At 63.2% G+C, this 21,266-nt stretch carries 28 protein-coding genes; 15 read left to right on the plus strand and 13 right to left on the minus strand.

Annotated elements, in window-relative coordinates; translation table 11 throughout:
* The first annotated feature begins 30 nt into the window (after nucleotides 1–30).
* Nucleotides 31–699 (plus strand): TIGR02117 family protein, encoded by a 669-nt coding sequence (locus tag ASD12_RS26500; protein WP_056593579.1) that lies wholly within the window; start codon nucleotides 31–33, stop codon nucleotides 697–699.
* A gap of 28 nt (nucleotides 700–727) precedes the next feature.
* Here the strand turns inward: ASD12_RS26500 and ASD12_RS26505 are convergent, their stop codons facing one another.
* Together ASD12_RS26505 and ASD12_RS26510 are read right to left on the minus strand one after the other, a co-directional pair.
* Nucleotides 728–1,969: an FAD-dependent monooxygenase gene (locus ASD12_RS26505; RefSeq protein WP_056593582.1), complete on the minus strand. Its 1,242-nt coding sequence runs from the start codon at nucleotides 1,967–1,969 to the stop codon at nucleotides 728–730.
* A 15-nt stretch (nucleotides 1,970–1,984) separates the two neighbouring features.
* On the minus strand, nucleotides 1,985–2,230 hold the full coding sequence (locus tag ASD12_RS26510; RefSeq protein ID WP_056593585.1) for a zinc-finger domain-containing protein: 246 nt from the start codon (nucleotides 2,228–2,230) through the stop codon (nucleotides 1,985–1,987).
* Nucleotides 2,231–2,374: 144 nt separating this feature from the next.
* On the opposite strand from ASD12_RS26510, the gene ASD12_RS26515 reads away from it, so the two are divergent.
* Nucleotides 2,375–4,576, plus strand: coding sequence for an RNA degradosome polyphosphate kinase (locus tag ASD12_RS26515; protein ID WP_056593589.1), 2,202 nt, complete (start codon nucleotides 2,375–2,377; stop codon nucleotides 4,574–4,576).
* On the plus strand, nucleotides 4,576–6,111 hold the full coding sequence (gene ppx, locus ASD12_RS26520; protein ID WP_056593593.1) for an exopolyphosphatase: 1,536 nt from the start codon (nucleotides 4,576–4,578) through the stop codon (nucleotides 6,109–6,111). Before ASD12_RS26515 ends, ppx begins: the two co-directional genes overlap by 1 nt.
* Before the next feature lie 39 nt (nucleotides 6,112–6,150).
* Here the strand turns inward: ppx and ASD12_RS26525 are convergent, their stop codons facing one another.
* From ASD12_RS26525 to ASD12_RS26540, 4 genes are all read right to left on the minus strand, one after another.
* A complete protein-coding gene (locus ASD12_RS26525) occupies nucleotides 6,151–6,555 on the minus strand; it encodes a DoxX family protein (protein WP_056593596.1) in 405 nt (134 codons plus the stop codon).
* 143 nt (nucleotides 6,556–6,698) lie between these two features.
* Nucleotides 6,699–7,121, minus strand: a complete 423-nt coding sequence (locus ASD12_RS26530) for a DoxX family protein (RefSeq protein WP_056593599.1) — start codon at nucleotides 7,119–7,121, stop codon at nucleotides 6,699–6,701.
* A 174-nt stretch (nucleotides 7,122–7,295) separates the two neighbouring features.
* Nucleotides 7,296–8,693, minus strand: a complete 1,398-nt coding sequence (gene fumC / locus ASD12_RS26535) for a class II fumarate hydratase (RefSeq protein WP_056593602.1) — start codon at nucleotides 8,691–8,693, stop codon at nucleotides 7,296–7,298.
* 156 nt (nucleotides 8,694–8,849) lie between these two features.
* Nucleotides 8,850–9,329 (minus strand): cupin domain-containing protein, encoded by a 480-nt coding sequence (locus ASD12_RS26540; RefSeq protein ID WP_056593605.1) that lies wholly within the window; start codon nucleotides 9,327–9,329, stop codon nucleotides 8,850–8,852.
* 105 nt (nucleotides 9,330–9,434) lie between these two features.
* Here ASD12_RS26540 and ASD12_RS26545 point away from each other — a divergent pair, with 105 nt between their 5' ends.
* Complete coding sequence (locus tag ASD12_RS26545) at nucleotides 9,435–10,433, plus strand: LysR family transcriptional regulator (RefSeq protein ID WP_056593608.1); 999 nt, start codon at nucleotides 9,435–9,437, stop codon at nucleotides 10,431–10,433.
* On the opposite strand, the gene ASD12_RS35610 is transcribed toward ASD12_RS26545, so the two are convergent.
* The 3 genes from ASD12_RS35610 to betI form a co-directional block, all read right to left on the minus strand.
* Complete coding sequence (locus ASD12_RS35610) at nucleotides 10,418–10,837, minus strand: SDR family oxidoreductase (protein ID WP_244482988.1); 420 nt, start codon at nucleotides 10,835–10,837, stop codon at nucleotides 10,418–10,420. The genes ASD12_RS26545 and ASD12_RS35610 overlap by 16 nt on opposite strands.
* A 5-nt stretch (nucleotides 10,838–10,842) precedes the next feature.
* Nucleotides 10,843–11,175, minus strand: coding sequence for an SDR family oxidoreductase (locus ASD12_RS35615; protein WP_244482989.1), 333 nt, complete (start codon nucleotides 11,173–11,175; stop codon nucleotides 10,843–10,845).
* A 121-nt stretch (nucleotides 11,176–11,296) separates the two neighbouring features.
* Nucleotides 11,297–11,935 carry a transcriptional regulator BetI gene (gene betI, locus ASD12_RS26555; protein WP_056593611.1) on the minus strand — a complete coding sequence of 213 codons (639 nt, stop codon included), beginning with the start codon at nucleotides 11,933–11,935 and terminating at the stop codon, nucleotides 11,297–11,299.
* An 82-nt stretch (nucleotides 11,936–12,017) separates the two neighbouring features.
* Here betI and choX point away from each other — a divergent pair, with 82 nt between their 5' ends.
* Nucleotides 12,018–12,956, plus strand: coding sequence for a choline ABC transporter substrate-binding protein (gene choX / locus ASD12_RS26560; RefSeq protein ID WP_056593614.1), 939 nt, complete (start codon nucleotides 12,018–12,020; stop codon nucleotides 12,954–12,956).
* Entirely contained in the window at nucleotides 12,953–13,789 is an 837-nt protein-coding gene (locus ASD12_RS26565; RefSeq protein WP_056593617.1) for an alpha/beta hydrolase, read from the plus strand. Before choX ends, ASD12_RS26565 begins: the two co-directional genes overlap by 4 nt.
* On the opposite strand, the gene ASD12_RS26570 is transcribed toward ASD12_RS26565, so the two are convergent.
* Nucleotides 13,786–14,568, minus strand: a complete 783-nt coding sequence (locus ASD12_RS26570; protein WP_056593620.1) for an NIPSNAP family protein — start codon at nucleotides 14,566–14,568, stop codon at nucleotides 13,786–13,788. The two genes, ASD12_RS26565 and ASD12_RS26570, sit on opposite strands and share 4 nt — an antisense overlap.
* A 148-nt stretch (nucleotides 14,569–14,716) precedes the next feature.
* Between ASD12_RS26570 and ASD12_RS26575 the strand changes: the two genes are divergently transcribed.
* On the plus strand, nucleotides 14,717–15,343 hold the full coding sequence (locus ASD12_RS26575; protein ID WP_056593623.1) for a TetR/AcrR family transcriptional regulator: 627 nt from the start codon (nucleotides 14,717–14,719) through the stop codon (nucleotides 15,341–15,343).
* Nucleotides 15,344–15,392: 49 nt separating this feature from the next.
* Here ASD12_RS26575 and ASD12_RS26580 read toward each other — a convergent pair whose 3' ends face one another.
* On the minus strand, nucleotides 15,393–15,587 hold the full coding sequence (locus ASD12_RS26580; RefSeq protein ID WP_056593626.1) for a hypothetical protein: 195 nt from the start codon (nucleotides 15,585–15,587) through the stop codon (nucleotides 15,393–15,395).
* Between the two features lie 114 nt (nucleotides 15,588–15,701).
* Here ASD12_RS26580 and ASD12_RS26585 point away from each other — a divergent pair, with 114 nt between their 5' ends.
* Complete coding sequence (locus ASD12_RS26585) at nucleotides 15,702–16,835, plus strand: metallophosphoesterase (RefSeq protein WP_056593630.1); 1,134 nt, start codon at nucleotides 15,702–15,704, stop codon at nucleotides 16,833–16,835.
* Between the two features lie 57 nt (nucleotides 16,836–16,892).
* On the opposite strand, the gene ASD12_RS26590 is transcribed toward ASD12_RS26585, so the two are convergent.
* Nucleotides 16,893–17,081, minus strand: a complete 189-nt coding sequence (locus tag ASD12_RS26590) for a CsbD family protein (protein WP_162252293.1) — start codon at nucleotides 17,079–17,081, stop codon at nucleotides 16,893–16,895.
* Between the two features lie 192 nt (nucleotides 17,082–17,273).
* On the opposite strand from ASD12_RS26590, the gene ASD12_RS26595 reads away from it, so the two are divergent.
* From ASD12_RS26595 to ASD12_RS26620, 7 genes are all read left to right on the plus strand, one after another.
* The gene (locus tag ASD12_RS26595) at nucleotides 17,274–17,927 is read left to right on the plus strand and encodes a glutathione S-transferase family protein (protein ID WP_056593636.1); all 654 of its coding nucleotides are present in this window, start codon (nucleotides 17,274–17,276) and stop codon (nucleotides 17,925–17,927) included.
* A 437-nt stretch (nucleotides 17,928–18,364) separates the two neighbouring features.
* On the plus strand, nucleotides 18,365–18,574 hold the full coding sequence (locus tag ASD12_RS26600) for a cold-shock protein (RefSeq protein ID WP_010915421.1): 210 nt from the start codon (nucleotides 18,365–18,367) through the stop codon (nucleotides 18,572–18,574).
* A 349-nt stretch (nucleotides 18,575–18,923) separates the two neighbouring features.
* Nucleotides 18,924–19,148: a hypothetical protein gene (locus ASD12_RS26605; RefSeq protein WP_056593639.1), complete on the plus strand. Its 225-nt coding sequence runs from the start codon at nucleotides 18,924–18,926 to the stop codon at nucleotides 19,146–19,148.
* Nucleotides 19,148–19,555, plus strand: coding sequence for a hypothetical protein (locus ASD12_RS26610; RefSeq protein WP_056593642.1), 408 nt, complete (start codon nucleotides 19,148–19,150; stop codon nucleotides 19,553–19,555). Before ASD12_RS26605 ends, ASD12_RS26610 begins: the two co-directional genes overlap by 1 nt.
* Nucleotide 19,556: 1 nt before the next feature.
* The gene (locus ASD12_RS34950; RefSeq protein WP_082525701.1) at nucleotides 19,557–19,721 is read left to right on the plus strand and encodes a hypothetical protein; all 165 of its coding nucleotides are present in this window, start codon (nucleotides 19,557–19,559) and stop codon (nucleotides 19,719–19,721) included.
* A gap of 21 nt (nucleotides 19,722–19,742) precedes the next feature.
* Nucleotides 19,743–20,126, plus strand: a complete 384-nt coding sequence (locus ASD12_RS26615; RefSeq protein WP_082525702.1) for a YkgJ family cysteine cluster protein — start codon at nucleotides 19,743–19,745, stop codon at nucleotides 20,124–20,126.
* Nucleotides 20,127–20,202: 76 nt separating this feature from the next.
* The gene (locus ASD12_RS26620) at nucleotides 20,203–20,814 is read left to right on the plus strand and encodes a LysE family translocator (RefSeq protein WP_056593645.1); all 612 of its coding nucleotides are present in this window, start codon (nucleotides 20,203–20,205) and stop codon (nucleotides 20,812–20,814) included.
* A gap of 51 nt (nucleotides 20,815–20,865) precedes the next feature.
* On the opposite strand, the gene ASD12_RS26625 is transcribed toward ASD12_RS26620, so the two are convergent.
* Complete coding sequence (locus tag ASD12_RS26625) at nucleotides 20,866–21,252, minus strand: nuclear transport factor 2 family protein (RefSeq protein WP_056593648.1); 387 nt, start codon at nucleotides 21,250–21,252, stop codon at nucleotides 20,866–20,868.
* Nucleotides 21,253–21,266: the final 14 nt, after the last annotated feature.

The following is a 21,266-nucleotide window of genomic DNA, read 5'->3' on the forward strand; positions in this document are numbered from 1 at the left end:
CGCCGGGGCGCGTTTGCAGGGCCGTCATTCATGAAAAAGCTGGGACGTTTTCTTGGCCTGCTGTTGATCGTCGTTGCGCTCGCTGCGACGATGGGCGCTCTCGTGCCGCGGCCGCTGTGGCGGTCGGCCGCCGCCACGCCCGCCGCGGCGCGCCACATCCTGGTGCTGAAGAACCCGATCCACACGGACATCGCCATTCCGGTCGACGATGCCGTGCGCCAGCGCTTCCGCTTCCTGGTCGACGCCGGCATACCAGCCGACAGTCCGGAGGTGCGCTACATCGTCTTCGGCTGGGGCGGCCGCGCTTTCTACCTGGAGACGCCGACATGGTCTGAGTTGAAGGCGGTGCCGGTGATGAAGGCGCTGACCATCGATGCTTCGGTCATGCATGTCGATGTCGCCGGTGATATCGCAGAATCGCGCCCGGACGTCGCGGGTTTCGACATCGGCGAGGAGCATTTTACGGCGCTGCTCGATTTTATCGATGCGAGTTTCCAGCAGGGGCCGAAGGGTCCGATCCTTGTTCCGGATGCGGCCTATTCCAGGTTCGACGGCTTCTACGAAGCCAAGGGCCATTTCAACGCGCTGGTCGGCTGCAACATCTGGACGGCGGCCGCCTTGCGCACCGCCGGCCTGCGCACCGGCTGGTGGAACCCGCTGCCTGTATCGCTTGGCCTGTCGATGCGGCTGTATAACTAGCCGTGTTCAATGTGCTGGTATTCAAGCTTCAGCGTCGGATGATTTTCTGCGGCTGCCAGCCATAAAGCCAATCCAGATCGGCGGCGAGCCTGTCCGACGAACGCATTCTCAGGAACAGATTGCGCGCGATAGCCACTGGGCCTGTGGCATGCCAGGCAAGGCGGTTGACGGCGCCGCGACGCGCGACCCTGGCGACGCGCGGCCGCCGCAGGTTCTCCCAGATTTGAAGACTTTGTGCCGGATCGGCGGGGAAGTCGGCGATGATATCGGCAAGCATCGCCGCATCCTCGATCGCCATGGCCGCACCTTGCGCCGCGAACGGGGTCATCGCATGCGCGGCGTCGCCGATCAGCGCGATGCCGTCCGGCCTCGTCCAAGGCTGGTTCTGTTCGACAGTATGAAGCGGCCAGGTCAGCCACGCACCAACCATTTCCACCAGTTCTGTAAGACCAGGCGCGGTGCCGCGCATTGCGCTGGCGAGGATCCCGGGATCGGCATGGCCGGACCAGCCCTCGGCAATACGCTCGCCTCTGGTGAAGGCGACGAGGTTGAAGGCGTCGCCCTTGCTGACGGGGTAGGCCACCATATGGAAGCCCGGATACAGGAAGGTGGTGACGCAGTCCGGAGTGCCGATCGCCGCGAAAGCCTGCCCTGCGGCACTCTGCGCGGCAATGGTCGCGCGCCAAGCCAGTTCGCCGGAAAACCGGCTTCTTGGCGAGGTCGCCCTTTTGGCCGAATCGACAAGGGCGCGCACTGACGACCAGACGCCATCGGCGCCAACCAGCAGGAAGCCCTCGGCCGCGATGGTCTTGCCGTCGAACTCCGCCGTCGCGGTGATGCCATGCGTGCCGGTGGCAACGCTGCCGATACGGACGCCGGTGGTGAGACGGATATCCGGCATCTCGGCGACGCGCGCGGTCAGTGCGCTCTGCAGATCGGCCCTGTGAGCGACGAGATAGGGCGCTTGCCAGCGTGTTTCAGCGGCTTGTCCCAGCGGCACCCGCGCCAGTTCGCGCAACGTCGCTGCGTCCTTCAAGACCACCGCTTCCGGCCGCACCGCTGCCGGCAGCAGCCGGTCGAGCACGCCAAGCTGGCGAAGGATGCGTGTCGCGTTAGGAGAAAGCTGGAGGCCAGCACCGGCTGCTTCCAGACGCCGCGCCTGTTCGAACACCCGTACCGAGTAGCCGCGTTCGGCGAACGCAAGGGCTGCGGTCAGCCCGGCGACGCCCGCCCCGGCGATGACGACTTGCCGGGAACGCGTGTCATTCATCGGGCTTGTCGCGACTCAGGCGGCCTGGTCGATATAGATGCAGCCGGCCGGCAGCGTTTCCGTCGCCTTCAGCTTTGGCGAATAGCGGTAAAGCGTCGAGCAATAGGGGCAGACTTTTTCATCGTCGCTACCCATGTCGAGAAACACATGCGGGTGGTCGAAAGGCGGATTGGCACCAGTGCACATGAATTCCTTGACGCCGATGTCGATTGCCGGGTGGCCCGCATCGTTCTGAAAATGGGGAATGGAACCGCCTGCCATCGTCGTCTCCTTAACGCAGTCTCCTCTGCATCTGGATCATAACAGGCCTCTTTGCAAGATCGATGAAATCAAACTGTCGCAAAAGCCTGTCAGAGGATAAGTTAAGCCGGTTAACCGGCTGACGGTGTGGGAAGAGCAGGAACCATGAACGAACTGAAGCCGGTCCAGAGCGAATTCGTGAACGTCGAGGTGGCTCGTCCGGAGGGCGGCAACCCGGATCGCTTCGTCAACCGGGAGTTTTCCTGGCTGCAGTTCAACCGGCGCGTTCTCGAGGAATCGCTGAACCTCAATCATCCGCTGCTGGAGCGCGTCCGTTTCCTGTCGATCTCGGCCGCCAATCTCGACGAATTCTTCATGGTCCGCGTCGCCGGCCTCGCCGGCCAGGTGCGCGAGGGCATCACGCTGAAGAGCCCTGACGGCCGCACCCCCGAACAGCAGCTCGAACAGCTGCTGCGTGAGGTCGAGCGGCTGCAGGAAGACCAGCAGAAGAGCCTTTCGGCGCTCACCGTGCTGCTCAACAAGGAAGGCATCGAGAGCATCACCCGCGATGCGCTGACCAAGGAGGAAAAGGTCTGGCTGGAAGACCATTTCCAGGGGCAGGTGTTCCCGGTGCTCACCCCGCTGTCGATCGACCCGGCGCATCCGTTCCCGTTCATTCCCAATCTCGGCTTCTCGATGGCGCTGCAACTGCGCCACCGCAAGAACGGCGAAGAGATGAGCGCGCTGCTGCGTCTGCCGGTTGCGCTGAAGCGCTTCATCCGCCTGCCGGACCGCAAGCATCATGTCCGCTTCATCCCGCTGGAAGAGGCTGTCGGCCTGTACATCGGCAAGCTGTTTCCCGGCTACGAGGTCAAGGGCTCCGGCACGTTCCGCATCATTCGTGACAGCGATATCGAGGTCGAGGAGGAGTCCGAGGATCTGGTGCGTCTGTTCGAAACGGCGCTGAAGCGGCGGCGGCGCGGGTCGGTGATCCGCATCGAATTCGACAGACTGATGCCTTCCGAATTGCGCGACTTCGTGGCAGGCGAGCTTGGAGTGTCGTCGAGCCGCATCAGCGTCCTGACCGGACCGCTGGCGCTCAGCCAGATCTCCGAGATCGTCGCCGTCCCACGTGACGATCTGAAATTCACGCCCTACAATCCGCGTTTTCCCGAGCGCATCCGCGAGCATGGCGGCGACTGTTTCGCCGCCATCCGCGAGAAGGACATCGTCGTCCATCACCCCTACGAATCCTTCGACGTCGTCGTGCAGTTCCTGCGCCAGGCGATGGCCGACCCGGAAGTGGTGGCAATCAAGCAGACGCTTTACCGCACCTCCAATGACAGCCCGATCGTGCGCGCGCTGGTCGACGCGGCCGAGGCCGGCAAGTCGGTGACAGCGCTGGTCGAGCTCAAGGCGCGCTTCGACGAAGAAGCCAATATCCGCTGGGCGCGCGATCTGGAGCGTGCCGGCGTGCAGGTCGTGTTCGGCTTCCTCGAACTGAAAACGCATGCGAAAATGTCGCTGGTGGTGCGGCGCGAGGACGGCAAGCTGCGCAACTATGTGCATCTTGGCACCGGCAACTACCATCCGGTCACAGCGCGCATCTATACCGACCTGTCCTTCTTCACCACCGATCCGACGATCGCCCGCGATGTCGCCCAGCTCTTCAATTTCATCACCGGCTACGCCGAGCCGACGGATGAAATGCGGTTGGCGATCTCGCCGTTCACGCTGAGAAGCCGTATCCTGAAGCACATTGCGGACGAGATCGCCTATGCGGTGGAGGGGAAACCGGCGCGCATCTGGATGAAGATGAACGCGCTCGTCGATCCGATCATCATCGACGCGCTCTATGATGCCAGCCGAGCCGGCGTCGAGATCGACCTTGTCGTGCGCGGCATCTGCTGCTTGCGGCCACAGGTTCCAGGCCTGTCGGAAAACATCCGTGTAAAATCCATTGTCGGCCGTTTTCTCGAGCACAGCCGCATCTATTGCTTCGGCAACGGTCACGGCCTGCCGTCGGACGAGGCTATCGTCTACATCTCTTCGGCCGATCTCATGCCGCGCAATCTCGACCGCCGCGTCGAGACCATGGTGCCGATCACCAATCCAACTGTGCATGAACAGATCCTTGGCCAGATCATGCTGGGCAACATCATGGACAATCAGCAAAGTTTCGACGTATTGGCTGATGGAACCTCCCGGCGCGTGGTGCTGGAGGAGGGCGAGGAACCGTTCAACGCGCAGGAATATTTCATGACCAATCCGAGCCTGTCGGGACGGGGTGACGCGCTGAAGTCGCATGCGCCCAAGCGCATTGCGCAGTTCAAGCGTCGCAAGAAGAACGCCGCAGCGTCCGGCTGATGCTGTCTTATTCCCAGGGCCGGCTGCAGGACCGCCGACCGCTGTCCATCATCGACATCGGATCGAACTCGATCCGTCTCGTCGTCTATGAGGGGCTGGCGCGCTCGCCGACCATGCTGTTCAATGAAAAGATGCTGGCCGGTCTCGGCCGTGGCATTGTTTCGACAGGCAAGCTCGATCCCGAGGCGGTGACCCGCTCGATGGAAGAGTTCCGCCGCTTTCGCGCGCTCTCCGACCAAGCCGGCGCCGAGCATATGTATGTGCTGGCGACCGCCGCCGCCCGCGAGGCGGTCAACGGTCCCGATTTCATCCACCGCGCCGAGGACGTGCTGAAGACGGAGATCCGTGTCATCAGCGGCCGTCAGGAAGCCTATTATTCGGCGCTCGGCGTCATTTCCGGCTTTCACCCGGCCGATGGCATCGCCGGCGATCTGGGCGGCGGCAGCCTCGAGCTGGTCGACGTCAACGGCGAAGCGATCGGTGACGGCATAACGCTGCCGCTGGGTGGCCTGCGCCTGCAGGACATGGCGAAAAACTCGCTGACCCAGGCAGCCAAGATCACGCGCGACGAACTGGCGAAGGCGAAGCTGTTGAAGGGCGGGCAGGGCAGGCCCTTCTATGCCGTCGGCGGCACCTGGCGAAATCTCGCCCGGCTGCACATGGAAATGACCAACTATCCGCTCGGCGTCATGCACCATTACGAGATATCGGCTGAAAGCGCGGCGAACTTCCTCAAGCAGGTGGCCAAAGCGGAGATCGAGAAGGTCAAGGGGATCGAAGGCGTTTCCAAGAACCGCCGTTCGCTGCTGCCTTATGGCGCTATCGTGCTGCAGGAGATCATGGCGGCGATGCAGCCGTCGAAGATCATCGTTTCGGCGCTCGGCGTGCGCGAAGGCTTCCTCTATTCGCTGCTCGACGCGGCCGAGCAGAAGGCCGATCCGCTGATTTCGGCCTCGGAAGAACTCGCACGCCTGCGCTCACGCTCCGTCACCCATGCGCATGAACTTGTCGACTGGACCGCCAGGACCTTTGCCGCCTTCGGCATCGACGAGACCGAGGACGAGGCGCGCTACCGCCATGCGGCCGCGTTGCTGGCCGACATCGGCTGGCGCGCGCACCCCGAATATCGCGGCAAGCAATCGCTCAACATCATCGCGCACGCATCCTTCTTCGGCGTCGACCATCCCGGCCGCGCCTTTCTGGCGCTGGCCAACGCCTATCGTCACGACGGCATCTTCAACGAAGCCATCGCACCCGAGATCAAGGCGCTGGCGACGCCACGCTATCTGGAGCGGGCACGGGTGCTGGCGGCGATGATGCGCGTCGTCTACCTGCTGACGGCGTCGATGCCCGGCATCATGCCCAGGCTGAAATGGGAACAGCGCGGCAATGGCGTGCTGGCGCTGGTCTTGCCGGCATCGCTGGCCGATCTCTATGGCGAACGGCCGGCCGGGCGCCTGGCGCAACTGGCTAGGATAACCAACCGCCGGCTGGTGCTGGCCGTCGAGGGCGGCCCGAGCGTGTCGGTGAAATAGGGCGTCTCGGTCAAATAAAGCGTGTCGGTGAAGTAGGCCTTACGCCAAACCACGCCCGTCGACCGACCATGCGCCGGCACCGGCCATCGCCAATGCCAGGAAGCCGCCCGATATGGCGATGTCCTTCATCAGCATCTGCTGGTGCAGGAAGGCGAGCATCGCGTCGCCGCCACCTTGGCCGTAATGGCCGATGAAACCGGCGGCGATGCAGAAGGCGGCAAGCAGCAGCCCTGTGATCCGGGTCTGGAAACCGACCAGGATGAGCAGCCCGGCGATCAGTTCGAACAGTCCCGTGCCCCAGGCGGCAAGCGTCGGCAGCGGCAGGCCGAGGCCGGCGAAATAGCCTGTGGTGCCGGCAATATCGCTCAACGCTTGGAAACCGGAGGGCACGAACAGGGCGGCGAGCAGCAGCCGGGAAAGCAGGAGCAGCACGTTGCGGGGCATGCGTTCACCTCCGTTGTCGGCCGCGGGTGGCCTCGTCCCCGATCCTAGCAGAAATTCCGGCTGATCGGCGGGCATACACGGACAACGAAAAAGCGGCGCGGAAAATTCCGCACCGCTTTCATCTCAAGTCTGGGGAGGGAAACTTAGCCGCGCTTGGCGTCGACCGAGTAGGCGCCGGCGCCGAGCACTGCCAAGAGTAGGAAGCCACCGGTGAGGCCGAGATTCTTCTGCAGCATCAGAAGCTGCATCTGGTCGGCGAAGTTGAGGTGCGCGACAGCCGTGGCGCCCAGCGTGAAGATTGCGAGCGCGATCGCCACAAGGCGGGTCTGGAAGCCGACGAATATGGCGAGGCCGCCGAAGAATTCGAGCAGGCCCGAACCGACCGCGGCGACCGTCGGCAGCGGCAGGCCGATGCTGCCGAACCACTGCGCGGTGGCGGAAATCGCTGTTAGCTTGGCAAAGCCCGACAGGATGAACAGGATCGACAACAGGATGCGGCCGACGAGGATCACGGTTGATGCATTGGATGTCGTGCCGGTGCTGGCGACGGAAGTGTTGGTGGACATGGCTGGTCTCCGAATGGGTTGAATGGCCATCAGATAGACGATATCGACTGTTCACCAAAGCTTCCGATCTGGCAACACATTGTTCACGGATAGTGCATTTCCGTCGGACAAACCGTGCAAAATTCGGGTCGGGTCAGGTCGCGACGGGAGTAAATTCTCCTGTCGCGAGATGTCTTACCCCGGATGCGTCATATCCTCCGGCCGCACCAGCCGGTCATAATCGGCTTCGCTGATCAGCCCGGTGGCGAGCGCTTCCTCGCGCAGCGTGGTGCCGTTCTTGTGCGCGGACTTGGCGATCTTGGCGGCATTGTCGTAGCCGATGGTCGGCGCCAGCGCCGTCACCAGCATCAGTGAGCGGTCGAGTGCCGCCTTGATGTTGTCTTCCCGCGCCTCGATGCCGACGACGCAATTGTCGGTGAAGGAGACCGAGGCGTCGGAGAGCAGTTGCACCGACTGCAGGAAGTTGTAAGCCATCAGCGGGTTGTAGACGTTGAGCTCGAAATGGCCCTGGCTGCCGGCGAAGGTGAGGGCAGCATTGTTGCCGAACACCTGCACGCAGACCTGGGTCATCGCCTCGCACTGGGTCGGGTTGACCTTGCCCGGCATGATCGACGAGCCCGGCTCGTTTTCCGGCAGCGACAGTTCGCCGAGGCCCGAACGCGGGCCGGAACCGAGGAAGCGGATGTCGTTGGCGATCTTGAACAGTGCGGCGGCCGCCGCGTTGATGGCGCCGTGCGAAAACACCATGGAATCATGGGCTGCCAGCGCCTCGAACTTGTTCGGCGCCGTGACGAAGGCGATGCCGGTGATGGCGGCGATGCGATCCGCCACCCGTTCGGCAAAGCCGACCGGCGCGTTGAGGCCGGTGCCGACGGCGGTGCCGCCCTGCGCCAGTTCCTGCAGGCCGGGCAGCGTCAGCGCGATGCGCTTGATAGATGAGGCGACCTGCGCGGCATAGCCCGAAAATTCCTGGCCAAGCGTGAGGGGGGTGGCATCCTGCGTGTGCGTGCGGCCGATCTTGATGATGTGATTGAAGGCCCGGCTCTTGGCGTCCAGCGCCTTGTGCAGGTGCTTCAGCGCTGGCAAGAGATCGTGCACGATGCGCTCGGCGCAGGCGATGTGCATGGCCGTCGGATAGGTATCGTTCGACGACTGGCTCATATTGACGTGGTCGTTGGGATGCACCGGCTTCTTGGAACCCATGACGCCGCCCAGCATCTCGATCGCCCGGTTGGAGATCACCTCATTGGCGTTCATGTTGGACTGCGTGCCCGAGCCGGTCTGCCAGACCACCAGCGGGAAATGGTCGTTGAGCTTGCCGTCGATGACCTCTTGCGCCGCCTCGACAATCGTCTTGCCGATCGCCGGGTCGAGCCGCTTCAATTCCATGTTCGCTTCGGCCGCCGCGCGCTTGACGATGCCCAGCGCGCGCACGATCGATGCCGGCTGCTTCTCCCAGCCGATTTTGAAATTGCCAAGGGAACGCTGCGCCTGCGCGCCCCAATAGCGATCGGCGGCGACTTCGATCGGGCCGAACGTGTCGGTTTCGGTTCTGGTCTTTGCAGCGGTCACGGGTCTCTCCTTGTCGAAGTCGGCAACGGCGTATCGCGTTGCACAAACGGCTTCAAGCAGAGAATGCGGGCGGCAAGGATGCAAATCGGTTGAAGGCGCGGCGCTTCTCTCCTTCTCCCACAAGGGAAGAAGGAAGGGCTGCGCAGTTTCGGCCTCTCACCCCAGCGGCGGGCCGACAATGTCGATGCCGTTCTTTGCACAGAGCTGCACCAGTGCCGCGATGATTTCCGGTGTCGGTTCCATCTGCGGCGGCAGTTCGGGCTGCTCGGCGGGACGGCTCGCCTGACGCAGCATCGTCTCAAAATCCGAACCTCGCGTGACGGTGAGGGTGCGCGCACCTTGCGGGGATTCGACCCGGTAGGTGTGCGGCAGGCCTTTCGGCGCGATGATGGTTTCGCCGGCGTCCGCAATGCGTTCGTAGCCGTCGATCTGAAAGCGCAATCTCCCCTCCAGTATGTGAAACACTTCGTCTTCCCTGCGATGCACATGCAGCGGCGGAGAGTCGCCATAGGGCATGCGATGCTCGACGACGCAGGTACCGTCCTCTCCTGCCGCCGACGAGACGTGGATCGCGACGAGCGTGTTGTTGAACCAGAAGAGTTCCTTGCCTGTGATCGTGCCGGGGGTCATTGTCATGGCTGTCTGATCCTTCTGTTGCCTGTGCCTGCTTCGCCTATGACGACCTAGCCAGGGATATGCCGACAACGGAAATCGAATGATCGTATGGGGCGAATTGATGCGATGAATTTGAATGCGCTCGACCTCAATCTCGTCAGGGTGTTCGACGCCCTTCTTCAGGAGAGAAGCGTTACGCGTGCCGGCGAGCAGATCGGCCTCAGCCAGCCTGCCGTCAGCGCAGCGCTCAACCGCTTGCGGCATCTCCTCAACGACCAGCTGTTCGTGCGACGGGGCAATGACATGATGCCGACGCCGCGCGCCGAGAGCATGGCCGAGCCGTTGCGCCTGGCGCTTCGCGAGATCGAACGCGTCTTCCATTCGGCCAAGGCGTTCGATCCGGCGGAGCTGGAGCGAACCTTCACGTTCATGGGGGCGGATTTCTTTTCCATGATGCTGATGCCAACCTTGGCGGCACGCATCGCGGGTGCCGCGTCGCGCGCGTCGCTAAGGTTTCTCGACAGTGCGCGCGGCGACGTCTCGCGGCTGCTCCAGGACGATGAAATCGACGTAGCGCTCGAGCGTCCGCTGGAGGTCTCCGACCGGGTCTCAAGCACGCCTCTGTTCCATTCACCTTTCGCCATCATCGCCGCGCACGACAACGCTGCGATCAGGCAGGCGGGGGTCACGCAAGGCGAGCCCCTGCCGATCGGGCTTTTCTGCGAACTGCCCCATGTTCTTCGCTCTATCGACGGCTCGATGTCGGGCTCCACCGACGAGGCGCTCCGCAAGATCGGACGAACGCGCCGTGTGAGTCTGACACTGCCGCACTTTCAGGCTGTCGCATTGGCAGTGGCAAACGGAAACCACCTCGCGGCGGTTCCCAGGCAGTTCGCGGTTTGGGCGGCCAAGACCCTGCCGCTCGTCATCTTCGAACCGCCACTTCCCATTGCGGTTCCTGAAGTCAGGATGTACTGGCACGCGCGCCACGACGACGAGCCACCTCATCGCTGGGTTCGCGATCAGATCATGGAGGCGGTAGGCGCACTCGGATTTGTGGAAAGCGGTGCCGCGGAAAATGCCGGCGCCTGGTCTGGCGGCCGGACGGATCAGCCAGCCGTATAGCCACCGTCGACGGAGAAGATGCCGCCGCTGGTCCAGGCGGCCTCTTCGCAGGCCAGATAGACCGCGATGCCGGCCAGATCGCCGGGGCGGCCGATTCTGCCGAGCGGATAGCTGCGCTCGACATAGGCCTTCAGCTCCGCTTTTGCCTCGGCCGGCAAATTGTCGACGGTCTTGCGCCGCATGGCGGTGTCGACCGTACCGGGCGCGATGGCGTTGACACGGATGCCGCGCGGGCCGAGTTCGAAGGCCAGCGATTTGGTCAGCGAGTTCAACGCGCCCTTCGACAGGGAATAGAGGCTCGACGGCCGCTTCGGGATCATCTTGTTGGCGAAGTAGGACGAGATGTTGATCACCGATGCGCCGGCCGAGAGATGCGGCAGCAGGCCCTGGGTGAGGAAGAACACCGCCGTCACATTGAGCGCGAAGGACTGCTGGACTGCTCCTCGCTGACGATCTCGAACGGCACCAGGAAAGCCACCCCGGCATTGTTGACCAGGGTATCGAGCGGCCTGCCGGATTTTTTCACATGCTCGACGACGGCTGCGATGCCTGCCGATGTGGCAAGATCGGCCGACAGCGTCTCGATAGTACCGCCAAGGTGCTTGCGGGCGGCGTCGAGCTTTTTGGTGTCGCGGCCGACGATCAGCACGTCCGCGCCCTCGCGCGAAAAAGCCTCGGCGATCGCCAGACCGATACCGTCCGAGCCACCAGTGACCAGCGCGCGCCTGTTGTGAAGTCTCATTCGACGCTCCGAGATTTCTGCCTCGTCGAGAGCACCGTACATTGGCGGCCGCGGTCAAGCCGCCGGCCTATCCCCGGGTATGAACTTCGACCGCTGCCGGCGCAGGCCAGCCGAGGCCGGTTTACGCGTCGCCGGTCGCAAGCTCCCGCAGGGCCAGCCGGCCCGCGACATAATTCTTGACCTGGCGGACCGCCTGTTCGCGCGAGACGCTGCCCGGCTGCAGGCCGAGCCGCAGCCAAAGCCCGTCGATCAGCGCGGTAACGCCAAGTGCGATGTCGTCGGCATCCGCCGGCGAGGCGAGGCCGCGCAGGCCCGACAACAGGTTCGAGCGCATGCGCGCATGGATCACTCTCTGGATACGGGCCATCTTCTCGTCGCGCGGCACCTCGGCGCAGAGCGACAGCCAGGCATGGCACAGGGGAGGCTGGAACAGATGCTCCTCGAAATTGCCCTCGATCACCGCATCCATGCGCTCCATCGGGGTATGCGCCCGGCGAAGCCGCGCGATCACGGCCTGGCACAGGACGGCGTTGGCCTCGCGCATCGCGTGCTCGAACAATTCCTGCTTGTTGCGGAAATAGTGCAGCACGATGCCCTTGGAGGCGCCGGCCTGGGCCGCCACCTTCTCCAGTGTCGCGCCGGCAATGCCCTCGCGCTCCAGCACCGCGAAGGCCGCCTGCCGCAGTTCCTTGCGGCGAATCTCACTGAGACGCTTGAGTTTCACGGGCTCGGTCCATGCATTGCGAATCCACGTTGACATTTTCGCCCGCTCAGATCAAGAATTGACCCATGGGACAATAAAACGACCAATAGGTCAATCTGATTACAATGAGGAGAACCGAATGTTCCGCATCCTTGCAAACGGCGTCTGTCTTGCTGCCCTCATGTTGGCCTCTCATGCGGCACAGGCGGCCGAGGCCGAGCAATGCAGGGCTGTGCGCATGGCCGAGCCCGGCTGGAACGACCTTGCCTTCACCACGGGCGTCGCCAATGTGCTGTTGCAGGCGCTCGGCTATCAGCCGCAGAGCCAGGTTCTTGGCATCAACGTCATCTACGAGGGCATGAAGAATAGGGATCTCGACCTGTTCCTGGGCTACTGGGATCCGGCCATGGTCACCTATTACGAGCCGTACAAGAAGGACGGCTCTGTCGAGAATGTGCGCGTCAATCTCGAAGGCGCCAAATACACCTTCGCCGTGCCGACCTATGTCTGGGAGGCTGGCGTCAAGGACATCGCCGACCTGCACAAACTCGCCGACAGGTTCGGCAAGAAAATGTACGGCATCGAGCCCGGCTCCAACCAATTGATGATGGACGCGATCGCCGATCCCGCCTTTGGCCTGGACGGCTGGCAGGTGGTCGAGTCGAGCGAAGCCGGCATGCTTTCCGAGGTAGGCTACGAGATCAAGGAAAAGCAGTTCATCGTCTTCCAGGGCTGGGCGCCGCATCCGATGAACACGATGTACGACTTCAAGTACCTGACCGGTGGCGACAAGTTCTTCGGCCCGAACTTCGGCGCAGCGACGGTGACGACGCAGGTGCGCAAGGGCTATCTGCAGCAATGCCCGAACGTCGCGCAGTTCCTCGGGAATCTCGTCTTCGACATCGATTTCGAGAATGTCGGCATGGGCTATCTGATCAATGACGGCATGAAGCCGGAGGACGGGGCCCTGAAGGCAATCACAGCGAACAAAAGCCGCCTCGACGCCTGGCTCGCCGGCGTCACCACCTTCGACGGCCAACCCGGCCTTGCCGCGGTCAAGGAAAAGCTCGGCCTGTGAGACCGGCCGCGCTGGATGGATTGCCGAATGCCTGCGCGGACCAGGACGCCTGGGCCGAGCGAAAGCAGTTCGTCACCGTCGGCGATCTCGACATCGCCTATGTCGAGATATCAGGCGCCGAGCCGGCGCTGCTGTTGGTGCACGGCTTCACCGACACCAGCCGCAGTTTTTCGCTTCTGGCGCCGCATCTGGCCGGCCGCCGGCTGATCATGCCGGATCTGCGCGGCCATGGCGCCTCGCAAGCGGGCCAGGGCTGCGCCATCGCCGATTTCGCCGACGATATTGCCGGGCTGATCCAGTGTTTACGGCTCGACCGGCCGGTCGTCGTCGGCCATTCGCTGGGCGCAATGGTGGCTATCGCCTTGGCCGGGCGGCACAAGGAGCTGATCGGCGGCCTGGTGGTCCTGGCCGGCACGTTGAAGCCTGATTTCGCGCCGGATCACCCTCTAGTCGCGGGCGTTGAGGCCTTGCGCGATCCGATATCGCCGGCCGACCCGTTTTATGCCTGGTGGCATGCCTGTCGGCCCGGCGTGTCCCCAGTCTTTCTCGCCGGCCTGGCGAAAGACGCCTCGGCGATGCCGGCATCGCGCTGGCGCGCGATTCTTGAGGAAATCCGCCGCGCCGACCTGACCGACGCGGCACGGGCCGTGCAGACGCGGGCGCTGATCATCGCCGGCGCGTGCGACCCGCTATTCGGCGAGGCGCACCTGCAGGCATTGCGGTCCGCTCTTCCAGAAGCCGCCTTCGCCCGCGCCGAGAGCTGTAGCCACAACCCGCATTGGGAAGATCCGGCCCTTGTTGCAAAGGCCATCGTCGAGGCATTTGAAGTCTAACGCCCGACCAGCGATTGCGATGTCGGCGAGAGCCGCAAAGTCTCCGTTGGTTTGGTCAGGCCTGCTTGCGCGGCCTGCCAAAAGCCCTGCCATGCCGGCGAGGCGGCGAGGGCTGCCTTATGGTGGGCATGCGCCTCGGCGCTGTCGAAGCTGGTGACGACCAGGAAGACGTTTTCATCAGCCCTTACCGGCAGGCGCGGAAAACTGTTTTCGGCATGCTCCGTAACGAACGCGGCGAGCAGGCGTGCGCCTTGTGCCGTCATCAGCGGCGCCCCCGCAGTCTCGAAGCGATTGGCGAAGTCAACCTCCGTGCCGGGCCGCAGATGATGAATCTCGATGACAACGATGCCAGTCAGCGGCTTGTTTTGAATAGGCTTTTCGTCGGTCGCCAGGCCTGTCCGTTGCGCGCCCGCGAGGTCGAAGCCGCCGTCCGGCCACGCCGGCTTGAGCAGCAGCACATCGTCGGAATCGATCATTGTCGCGTTGGCCGCGTCGCGGTACGCCGCCCAGACCGGGCCGCCATAGAAATCGGCGAGAGCATTTTTCCGCGCGACCATGCCATCGAAGCCGCGCATCCAGACGAACATGTCCGGGCGGTCGAGATCCCGGAACTGGCCGATGATGGTCATGCCGGCGTCCTCCTGGCCCTCGATCAGTCTGCCGTCGAAGATGTCGATGAGCGTGTCGCGCTGGCCGGGCTTCAGTGTGTATTGCCGAAGCTCGACGACAGGCGAGGCGAGCACCGCGGGTTTAGGCCTGGCGTTCAGGGGCACGTTCATTCGTATCTCCTTAAAACAGGGTGATCATCCTGTTTATAAACAGACCGGTTGTCCTGTTTTGTCAATATGCTAGAGTCTGGCCATGTCAGCAGAGTTGACCGTTCAACCAAAACCGCGCCCACGAAAACGCATCAACGACCCTGAAGGCATGCGCAAGAAAGTGCTCGATGTCGCCGAGGTTGCGTTCCAGGCGCGCGGCTATCACGCCTCCAGCCTCGGCGACCTGATGGCGGCGGCGGGTGTCAGCGGCGGTGCGCTGCATCACCATTTCCCGACCAAGAAGGCGCTGGCGCTGGCGGTGATCGACGAGCGTGTGGCGGCGGCGGTCGAAGAGACATGGATCGCGCCGGTGCTGGCGGCTGCGTCGGCGCGCGAAGGCGTGCGCGCGGTGTTCGAAGCCGTGGCGGCGGAACTGGAGCAGCAGGGTTTCGTGCGCGGCTGCCCGCTCAACAATCTGGCGCACGAACTGTCGCTCGCCGATCCGGATTTTCGCCTTGCCCTTGCCGGTATTTTTGCCGGGTGGCGGCGGGCGATTTCCGACAAGCTGCGAGCCGACCAGCAGGCGGGCAGGGAGGAGGGCACAGATCCCGAGCGCTTTGCCGCGCTGGCGGTCGCCGCCTATTCCGGGGCGATGTCGATGGCCAAGACGGCGCAGGACGCGAGCGTGCTGCGGGATTGTCTGGCGGGACTGGAGCGGAGCGCGCTGTCGTCATTGCAGGGCGGATTGGCAGCCAGGCGACGCCGTAGGGTGCTGCCACGATCGAGAGCCCTTTGATGTCGCAGCGACAGGGAGATCTCGACGCGGCTGCTTTGATTTTGCGGCGCTACTGCGCCAGCGGCTTGATCGTCTCATAGCCGATTACGCATTCGGAGATGTTGGCAACCGAAACCATGCCGCCGGCCGCTGGCCGGAACTCGCTGCGGATGCCCGGTTTTTCCAGCACGAAGCCGGTCTTGGCGGTTTTCGCGTCGACGCATTCGGCGCCATGCGCGACGCTCGCCGTGGCGAGCAGGGCCATGCCGATTGTTGCGGCTGTCCTCGCGCCACGTCAAGACTGCCAGACCCGCGCGGCGGTGTCGATGCGTGGTGACGGCAACTGGACGGCAGGGGCCGCCTGTGCTGAATTTCGCGCATGATGACTCGCTTGCCGATCCACTCGATTTCCCGGCGCAGCCTGCTGAAGCAGATGACAGGATTTGCCGCGGCCGGCGCCTTGTCGCGTCCGGCCTTCAGCCAGACCGGCCAGCGCGTCCAGTCCATCGACGCCACATTCCTGTTCATCGCCGATGTCCATGCCTGCCGCATGGCGAGCGGGTTGAGCCCCAACTGCCTGCAGGAAGGCAAGACCGACGCCGCGTTACTGCGCAACGTGGCAGTGCTCAATGGTCTCGGCGACAAGGACTGGCCGGCCGAGATCAACGGCGTCGCCACCGGCCTGCGCTCGGCGGGCAGCCGCATCGGCACGCCGCTCGGCCTCGTCGTCGGTGGTGACATGACCGACGACGGCGGCGGCCAGATCACCCAGCCGAGCGAGGGCACCCAGTTGCTCCAGTTCAGCCAGCGCTACAGCCAAGGCGTTGGCCCCGATCGCGTACACATGCCGGTCTATGTCGGGCTCGGCAACCATGATCTCGACCAGAACGGGCCGCCGCACCATGTCGACTGGTACCGGCGCGAACTGCGCGACTATGTCGAGGTCAACCATCGCGCCGGCGTGTTCTTCAAGCCGCCAGTGCCGGCCACCGACTACGATGTCGACACCGACTGCTATTCCTGGGACTGGGGCGGCCTGCATCTGATCCAGACGCATCGTTTCGCCGGCGATACCGGCCATGGCGCCGACTCCAGCCTGCCATGGCTGAAGCAGGATCTGGCGACCTACGCGGCGGATGGTCGTCCGGTCATTCTGTTCCAGCACTATGGCTGGGACACTTTCTCGGTGGAACGTTGGGACGCCGCCAAAAAGAGCTATGACGATGACGGCGCCGGCGCGCCGCACTGGTGGAGCGAGGCCGACCGGCAGGCGCTGCTGGCGGCGCTCAGGGGCTACAATGTCGTCGGCATTTTCCATGGCCACCAGCACGAAACGCCGATGATCTATCGCCGTGACGGGCTCGATCTGTTCAAGCCGAAGGCCGCCTATATGGGAGGTTTCGCGCTGGCCAGGGTGACAAGCGACGGCATGGACGTGGCGCTGGGCGAGACGACCGGCGATCATGGCGAGGTCGCTTTCACCAATGCTTTCAGCAAAGGCTGGAGCACATGAAAAAGGCGGCCCTCGCGACCGCCTTTCCCCGACAAAAGTGCGTTTCTCGATGTCGGATCAGAGCGCCTTCTTGACCTTGTCTTTCACGTCGCCATAGGCCTTCTGCACCTTGCCGGCGATCCTGTCGGCCGTGCCTTCGGCCTGGGTCTGCCTGTTGCCAATTGCCTTGCCGGCGGCTTCCTTGACCGAGCCCTTGACCTGCTTGGCCACGCCCGCGACCTGATCCTTGTTCACCATTTTTCGCATCTCCTGGGAGTTTTGAATTTCGGAGGAATTCTTTCGCGGGAGGCTAACGAGCCGGCGTCGGTTAGGTTCCAGGCGTCGCTCGAGCAGCAGATCAGGTCGCGCAGCCGTCTCCTGAGGCAAGGGCTGGCGGGCTAGGCTGTGGGCACGCGCCGACCAAAGGATTTGGGTGATCGCGCGCGCGGGGAGACCTTCTTGGCTGAATTCACCCTCTTCATCGGCAACAAGTGCTTTTCCTCATGGTCGCTCCGGCCGTGGGTGGCGATGAGGCATCTGGAAATCCCGTTCGAGGAGGGTTTCGTGCGGCTGCGCACGCCTGAGACCTTTGCCAATCTGGCGAAAGTGTCGCCGACAGGCCAGGTGCCGGTGCTGAATCACAATGGCAGGATCATCTGGGAAACCCTTGCCATTCTTGAATATCTCGCCGACCTGTTTCCGGACAAAAAACTCTGGCCGGCCGACATCGATGCCCGCGCACTGGCGCGCTCGGCGGCGACCGAGATGCATTCCGGTTTCCGCGAAGTTCGCTACGGCTGGCCGATGAATTTGCGTCGGCCAAAGGGCCACAAGCCGCTCGATGCCGAAGGCGAGGCGCAACGCGAGCGCATCGAGACGTTGTGGCGCGAGTGCCGGGAAAAATACGGCAAGGGCGGCCCGTTCCTGTTCGGCCATTTCACCGCGGCCGACGCCATGTATGCACCGGTCGTGACCCGCTTCGACACCTATGGCGGCACGCTTGCGGCGGATACGCGAGCCTATGTCGATGCTGTGCTGGCAACGTCGGCGATGCGGCACTGGTATGCCGAGGCGGCCAAGGAGACGTGGCCGGAACCCGGCCCGGACGAATAGGTGGATCCAAACGAAAACGCCCCTCGCACCTTTTATCGCGCGGGGGGCGTCTTTGCCATCAACCTTTCTTTCGATTGCTCTCATGAATTGCTGATGACACGGAAGAAATGCGCGTTTGCGCAGATGGTTCCCGAAGGCCGCGATTTTTTCTCGAGGTGGCGGCAGCGCGCCGTTTAGCGTCTTAGTTTGCCGTCATGCCAGCTATTTTGGAGAATTCCGCCCAACGTTTTTGGAGAATTCCGCCGATGTGGCGAATGCAGATTTGACAGCGCGTCAAAAGAAGCCTACAAGATATTCGTCGATATTTGTTTGACTGACTTTTGTTATCCGCGCTTTCGAGCGCGCCTTTGACGAACTTCCCACATCAAAAATCGGGACAAACGACGTTGTGCATCCGCATGGCGTCGAACGAATATTTGCCATGGAAAGGGTTCGTCATGAGCACCGGCACAGTTAAATGGTTCAACGCCACCAAAGGTTTTGGTTTTATTCAGCCTGACGACGGCTCGGCCGACGTTTTTGTCCACATCTCGGCCGTAGAGCGCGCCGGCATGCGCGACATCGTCGAAGGCCAGAAGCTCGGCTACGAGATGGTCCGCGACAACAAGTCGGGCAAGATGTCCGCCGATCAGTTGAAGGCGGCCTGAAAAAAGAATTCAGCTCTCCCGGTGACCACGGATGTACTGGCACCGGTGAGTGGCGAATTCGGGCGCATGGCCGCGGAGACCTGAGTTTCCACGGCATATCATGTGCATGAGGAGTGTGTCTTGTGCATCCGCCTGGATGCACGGCGTTCTCTTAACGGAAGGTCAGGCGGTGCCTGGCCTTTTTCATTTTGCGCTTCTTGCCGCCGAAAGTGCGCTGCGCGCCGGCCTGGACGTGCTAAGGGACGCTCCAGCAATTTGAATTGAATCCGCTGCCGTATGCTTTGTGCGTGGTCCCGACCGAAGACCCGGTCTCGCTCCATCGGCACAGGCTCCTGACAGGAGAAAGATTTTGACCGCTCATTCGAAGACAGTCGAACAGGCCGTGTCCTTGTTCAGCAAGACGCAAACCCAGTCGATGTCGCTCAACCGCATCAATTCCGAACGCGATGCCGTCAGCGAGGCGCGGGAAGCCAAGACCGCGCGCCTGCGCGAACAGCGCCTGGAGAAGGAGGCCTATGAGTTGGCCGCCGCCGCGGCGCTCGCTGCTTTGCCGAAACGGGCCGGAAGACGCTGATGGCCACCAAGCGCGTACCTCCGAAACTGATCGCCGCCGACTCGACGATCGCCGACGTGGTCGAAGGGCTCAACAAGCCGGTCGAATATGTGCGACGGGTGCTGGAAAAGCTGGAGCGCTGCAAACGCGCCCATGGCGATGCACAGGTGCGACTCGGTGTGCGCGGTCGCGCCGAATGCCCGAACTATCTGATCGAATATGTCCGCGAAGACGCCAAGACGCATGAGCGCGTCACCCATCAGGACGCCGCCTACAGCGGCAGCACGCATCGCGAGCTGGCAGTCCACCACATCGCGGAAGTCAGAAACTGGTCGCCCGAGGAAATGAACATCACGGCGGTTTCGGCGCTGATCGGCCGCCTGCGCAATCCGCGCGCACCATCATCGCGCTTCGTCGACGAGGACTGACATGGCCATAAAATTCTCCTCCAAGGACCAGCCGGCAACCGCGGCCGCCGTCGCAAAACCGACCAAGCCGGCTGCCGCGCCGAAAGGCGATGCACCTGCCGAGACTGCGAGCGATCTGTTCAAGTCGCCGGCCGAAGCGTCTCGCAAGGCGGGCAAGAAGAAATGACAGGCAAGAAGAAATAGCGCCTTGCCGCAAGACGCCGATCGCAATCCTGCTGCGCCGGGGCTGTCTGCTCTGGTGGCCGCTGCAAGCCCTCTGGCGTCGCAACGCAGCATCGCTCCTGGCTTCGACTGCCAGAGCTGCGGCGCCTGCTGTTCCTATTCGGCCGAGTGGCCGCGTTTTTCCACCGAGGACGACGCGCAACTCGACCGTATCCCGGAACAATATGTGGCGGCCAATCTGTCCGGCATGCGTTGCGAGGGCGTGCGCTGCTCGGCGCTGTCCGGCGAGATCGGCAAGTCGACCGCTTGCGGCATTTACGAAATCCGCCCGGATGTCTGCCGCGCCTGCATGCCTGGTGACGACGATTGCCTGATGGCGCGCCGGGCGCACGGATTGCCGACGTTTTAGCGCTGCTATCGGCGGCTTGTGCGCACCTTCCTTGCTGGCTACGCTGCGACAGGGCAGGGCGCCGGAGGGAACCATCGTGAGCATCGAATTTCTGTTGACGTCGCTGATCGTCGTGGCTTCGCCCGGCACCGGCGTTCTCTACACGCTAAGCGCCGGCCTCTCGCGCGGCGCGCGGGCCTCGATCATCGCCGCTTTCGGCTGTACGCTCGGCATCATCCCGCATATGGCCGCCGCCATCACCGGCCTTGCGGCGCTGCTGCACACCAGCGCGCTCGCCTTCGAGACGCTGAAATATCTCGGCGTCGCCTATCTGCTCTACATGGCCTGGAACACGCTGAAGGAAAAGGGCGGCCTCAGCGTCGAGCAGGATGTGACGCCACGCTCGGCCGGCAAGGTGATCGCCACCGGCATCCTGGTCAATGTGCTCAACCCGAAACTGTCGATCTTCTTCTTCGCCTTCCTGCCGCAATTCGTCAGCACCACCGAGCCCAATGCGCTGTCGAAGATGCTGGAGCTCAGCTCCGTCTTCATGCTTTTGACCTTCGTGGTTTTCGTCGGCTACGGCGTCTTCGCCGCTTCGATCCGCAGCCATGTCGTGTCGCGGCCGATGGTGCTGACCTGGATGCGCCGGACCTTCGCCGGTGCCTTCGTCATGCTCGGCGCCAAGCTGGCGCTGGCCGACCGGTAGCGCCACGGGGAGCGGTTCAGTCTCGCTGATCCGCTCCTCGCGGTGCGCGCGCTACCCTTTCACATAGCCCATTGCTTCGACGATCCGCCCATCGGCCACGCGCATGAGGTTGACGCCGCGCAGCGAATTGCCGTCGCCCATGAAATAGCGCCAGCGGATCGTTGCCCGGTCGCCGGCGACGAAGGTCTCTTCGATATCGAAACGCGTGCCGGCCTGGGTTGCTATCGCCGTCCAAAGCCCGACGCACGCCGCCTTGCCGGCATGGCGTGCCCCGTCCGGCGCTGGCACTGTGTTCTCGATCACGCAATCCTCAGCCACCAGCTCGGTGAGTGCCGAGGGATCATGGCGTTGAAATACGTCGTTGTAGCGCCGAATGATCTCTGCCGTTTTCTGTGACAGGTCGTACGCGGTTGCGTCCATGACAAGCTCCTGTGTCATCTTCTTTCTCCTGG

Source organism: Mesorhizobium sp. Root102 (assembly GCF_001425625.1).
Classification (GTDB): Bacteria; Pseudomonadota; Alphaproteobacteria; order Rhizobiales; family Rhizobiaceae; genus Mesorhizobium.

Excerpts from the sequence above, each read along its gene's own strand:
- ASD12_RS34950 (WP_082525701.1), top strand. The coding sequence starts at position 19,557 with ATGGCCATAAAATTCTCCTCCAAGGACCAGCCGGCAACCGCGGCCGCC.
- ASD12_RS26570 (WP_056593620.1), bottom strand. The coding sequence starts at position 14,568 with ATGAACGTGCCCCTGAACGCCAGGCCTAAACCCGCGGTGCTCGCCTCG.
- ASD12_RS35615 (WP_244482989.1), bottom strand. The coding sequence starts at position 11,175 with ATGAGACTTCACAACAGGCGCGCGCTGGTCACTGGTGGCTCGGACGGT.
- ASD12_RS26575 (WP_056593623.1), top strand. The coding sequence starts at position 14,717 with ATGCGCAAGAAAGTGCTCGATGTCGCCGAGGTTGCGTTCCAGGCGCGC.
- ASD12_RS26610 (WP_056593642.1), top strand. The coding sequence starts at position 19,148 with ATGGCCACCAAGCGCGTACCTCCGAAACTGATCGCCGCCGACTCGACG.
- ASD12_RS26625 (WP_056593648.1), bottom strand. The coding sequence starts at position 21,252 with ATGACACAGGAGCTTGTCATGGACGCAACCGCGTACGACCTGTCACAG.
- ASD12_RS26500 (WP_056593579.1), top strand. The coding sequence starts at position 31 with ATGAAAAAGCTGGGACGTTTTCTTGGCCTGCTGTTGATCGTCGTTGCG.
- ASD12_RS26580 (WP_056593626.1), bottom strand. The coding sequence starts at position 15,587 with ATGGCCCTGCTCGCCACGGCGAGCGTCGCGCATGGCGCCGAATGCGTC.
- ppx (WP_056593593.1), top strand. The coding sequence starts at position 4,576 with ATGCTGTCTTATTCCCAGGGCCGGCTGCAGGACCGCCGACCGCTGTCC.
- ASD12_RS26600 (WP_010915421.1), top strand. The coding sequence starts at position 18,365 with ATGAGCACCGGCACAGTTAAATGGTTCAACGCCACCAAAGGTTTTGGT.
- betI (WP_056593611.1), bottom strand. The coding sequence starts at position 11,935 with ATGTCAACGTGGATTCGCAATGCATGGACCGAGCCCGTGAAACTCAAG.
- ASD12_RS26525 (WP_056593596.1), bottom strand. The coding sequence starts at position 6,555 with ATGCCCCGCAACGTGCTGCTCCTGCTTTCCCGGCTGCTGCTCGCCGCC.
- ASD12_RS26530 (WP_056593599.1), bottom strand. The coding sequence starts at position 7,121 with ATGTCCACCAACACTTCCGTCGCCAGCACCGGCACGACATCCAATGCA.
- ASD12_RS26540 (WP_056593605.1), bottom strand. The coding sequence starts at position 9,329 with ATGACAATGACCCCCGGCACGATCACAGGCAAGGAACTCTTCTGGTTC.
- ASD12_RS26515 (WP_056593589.1), top strand. The coding sequence starts at position 2,375 with ATGAACGAACTGAAGCCGGTCCAGAGCGAATTCGTGAACGTCGAGGTG.
- ASD12_RS26510 (WP_056593585.1), bottom strand. The coding sequence starts at position 2,230 with ATGGCAGGCGGTTCCATTCCCCATTTTCAGAACGATGCGGGCCACCCG.
- ASD12_RS26590 (WP_162252293.1), bottom strand. The coding sequence starts at position 17,081 with ATGCGAAAAATGGTGAACAAGGATCAGGTCGCGGGCGTGGCCAAGCAG.
- ASD12_RS26545 (WP_056593608.1), top strand. The coding sequence starts at position 9,435 with ATGAATTTGAATGCGCTCGACCTCAATCTCGTCAGGGTGTTCGACGCC.
- ASD12_RS26585 (WP_056593630.1), top strand. The coding sequence starts at position 15,702 with ATGATGACTCGCTTGCCGATCCACTCGATTTCCCGGCGCAGCCTGCTG.
- choX (WP_056593614.1), top strand. The coding sequence starts at position 12,018 with ATGTTCCGCATCCTTGCAAACGGCGTCTGTCTTGCTGCCCTCATGTTG.
- ASD12_RS26505 (WP_056593582.1), bottom strand. The coding sequence starts at position 1,969 with ATGAATGACACGCGTTCCCGGCAAGTCGTCATCGCCGGGGCGGGCGTC.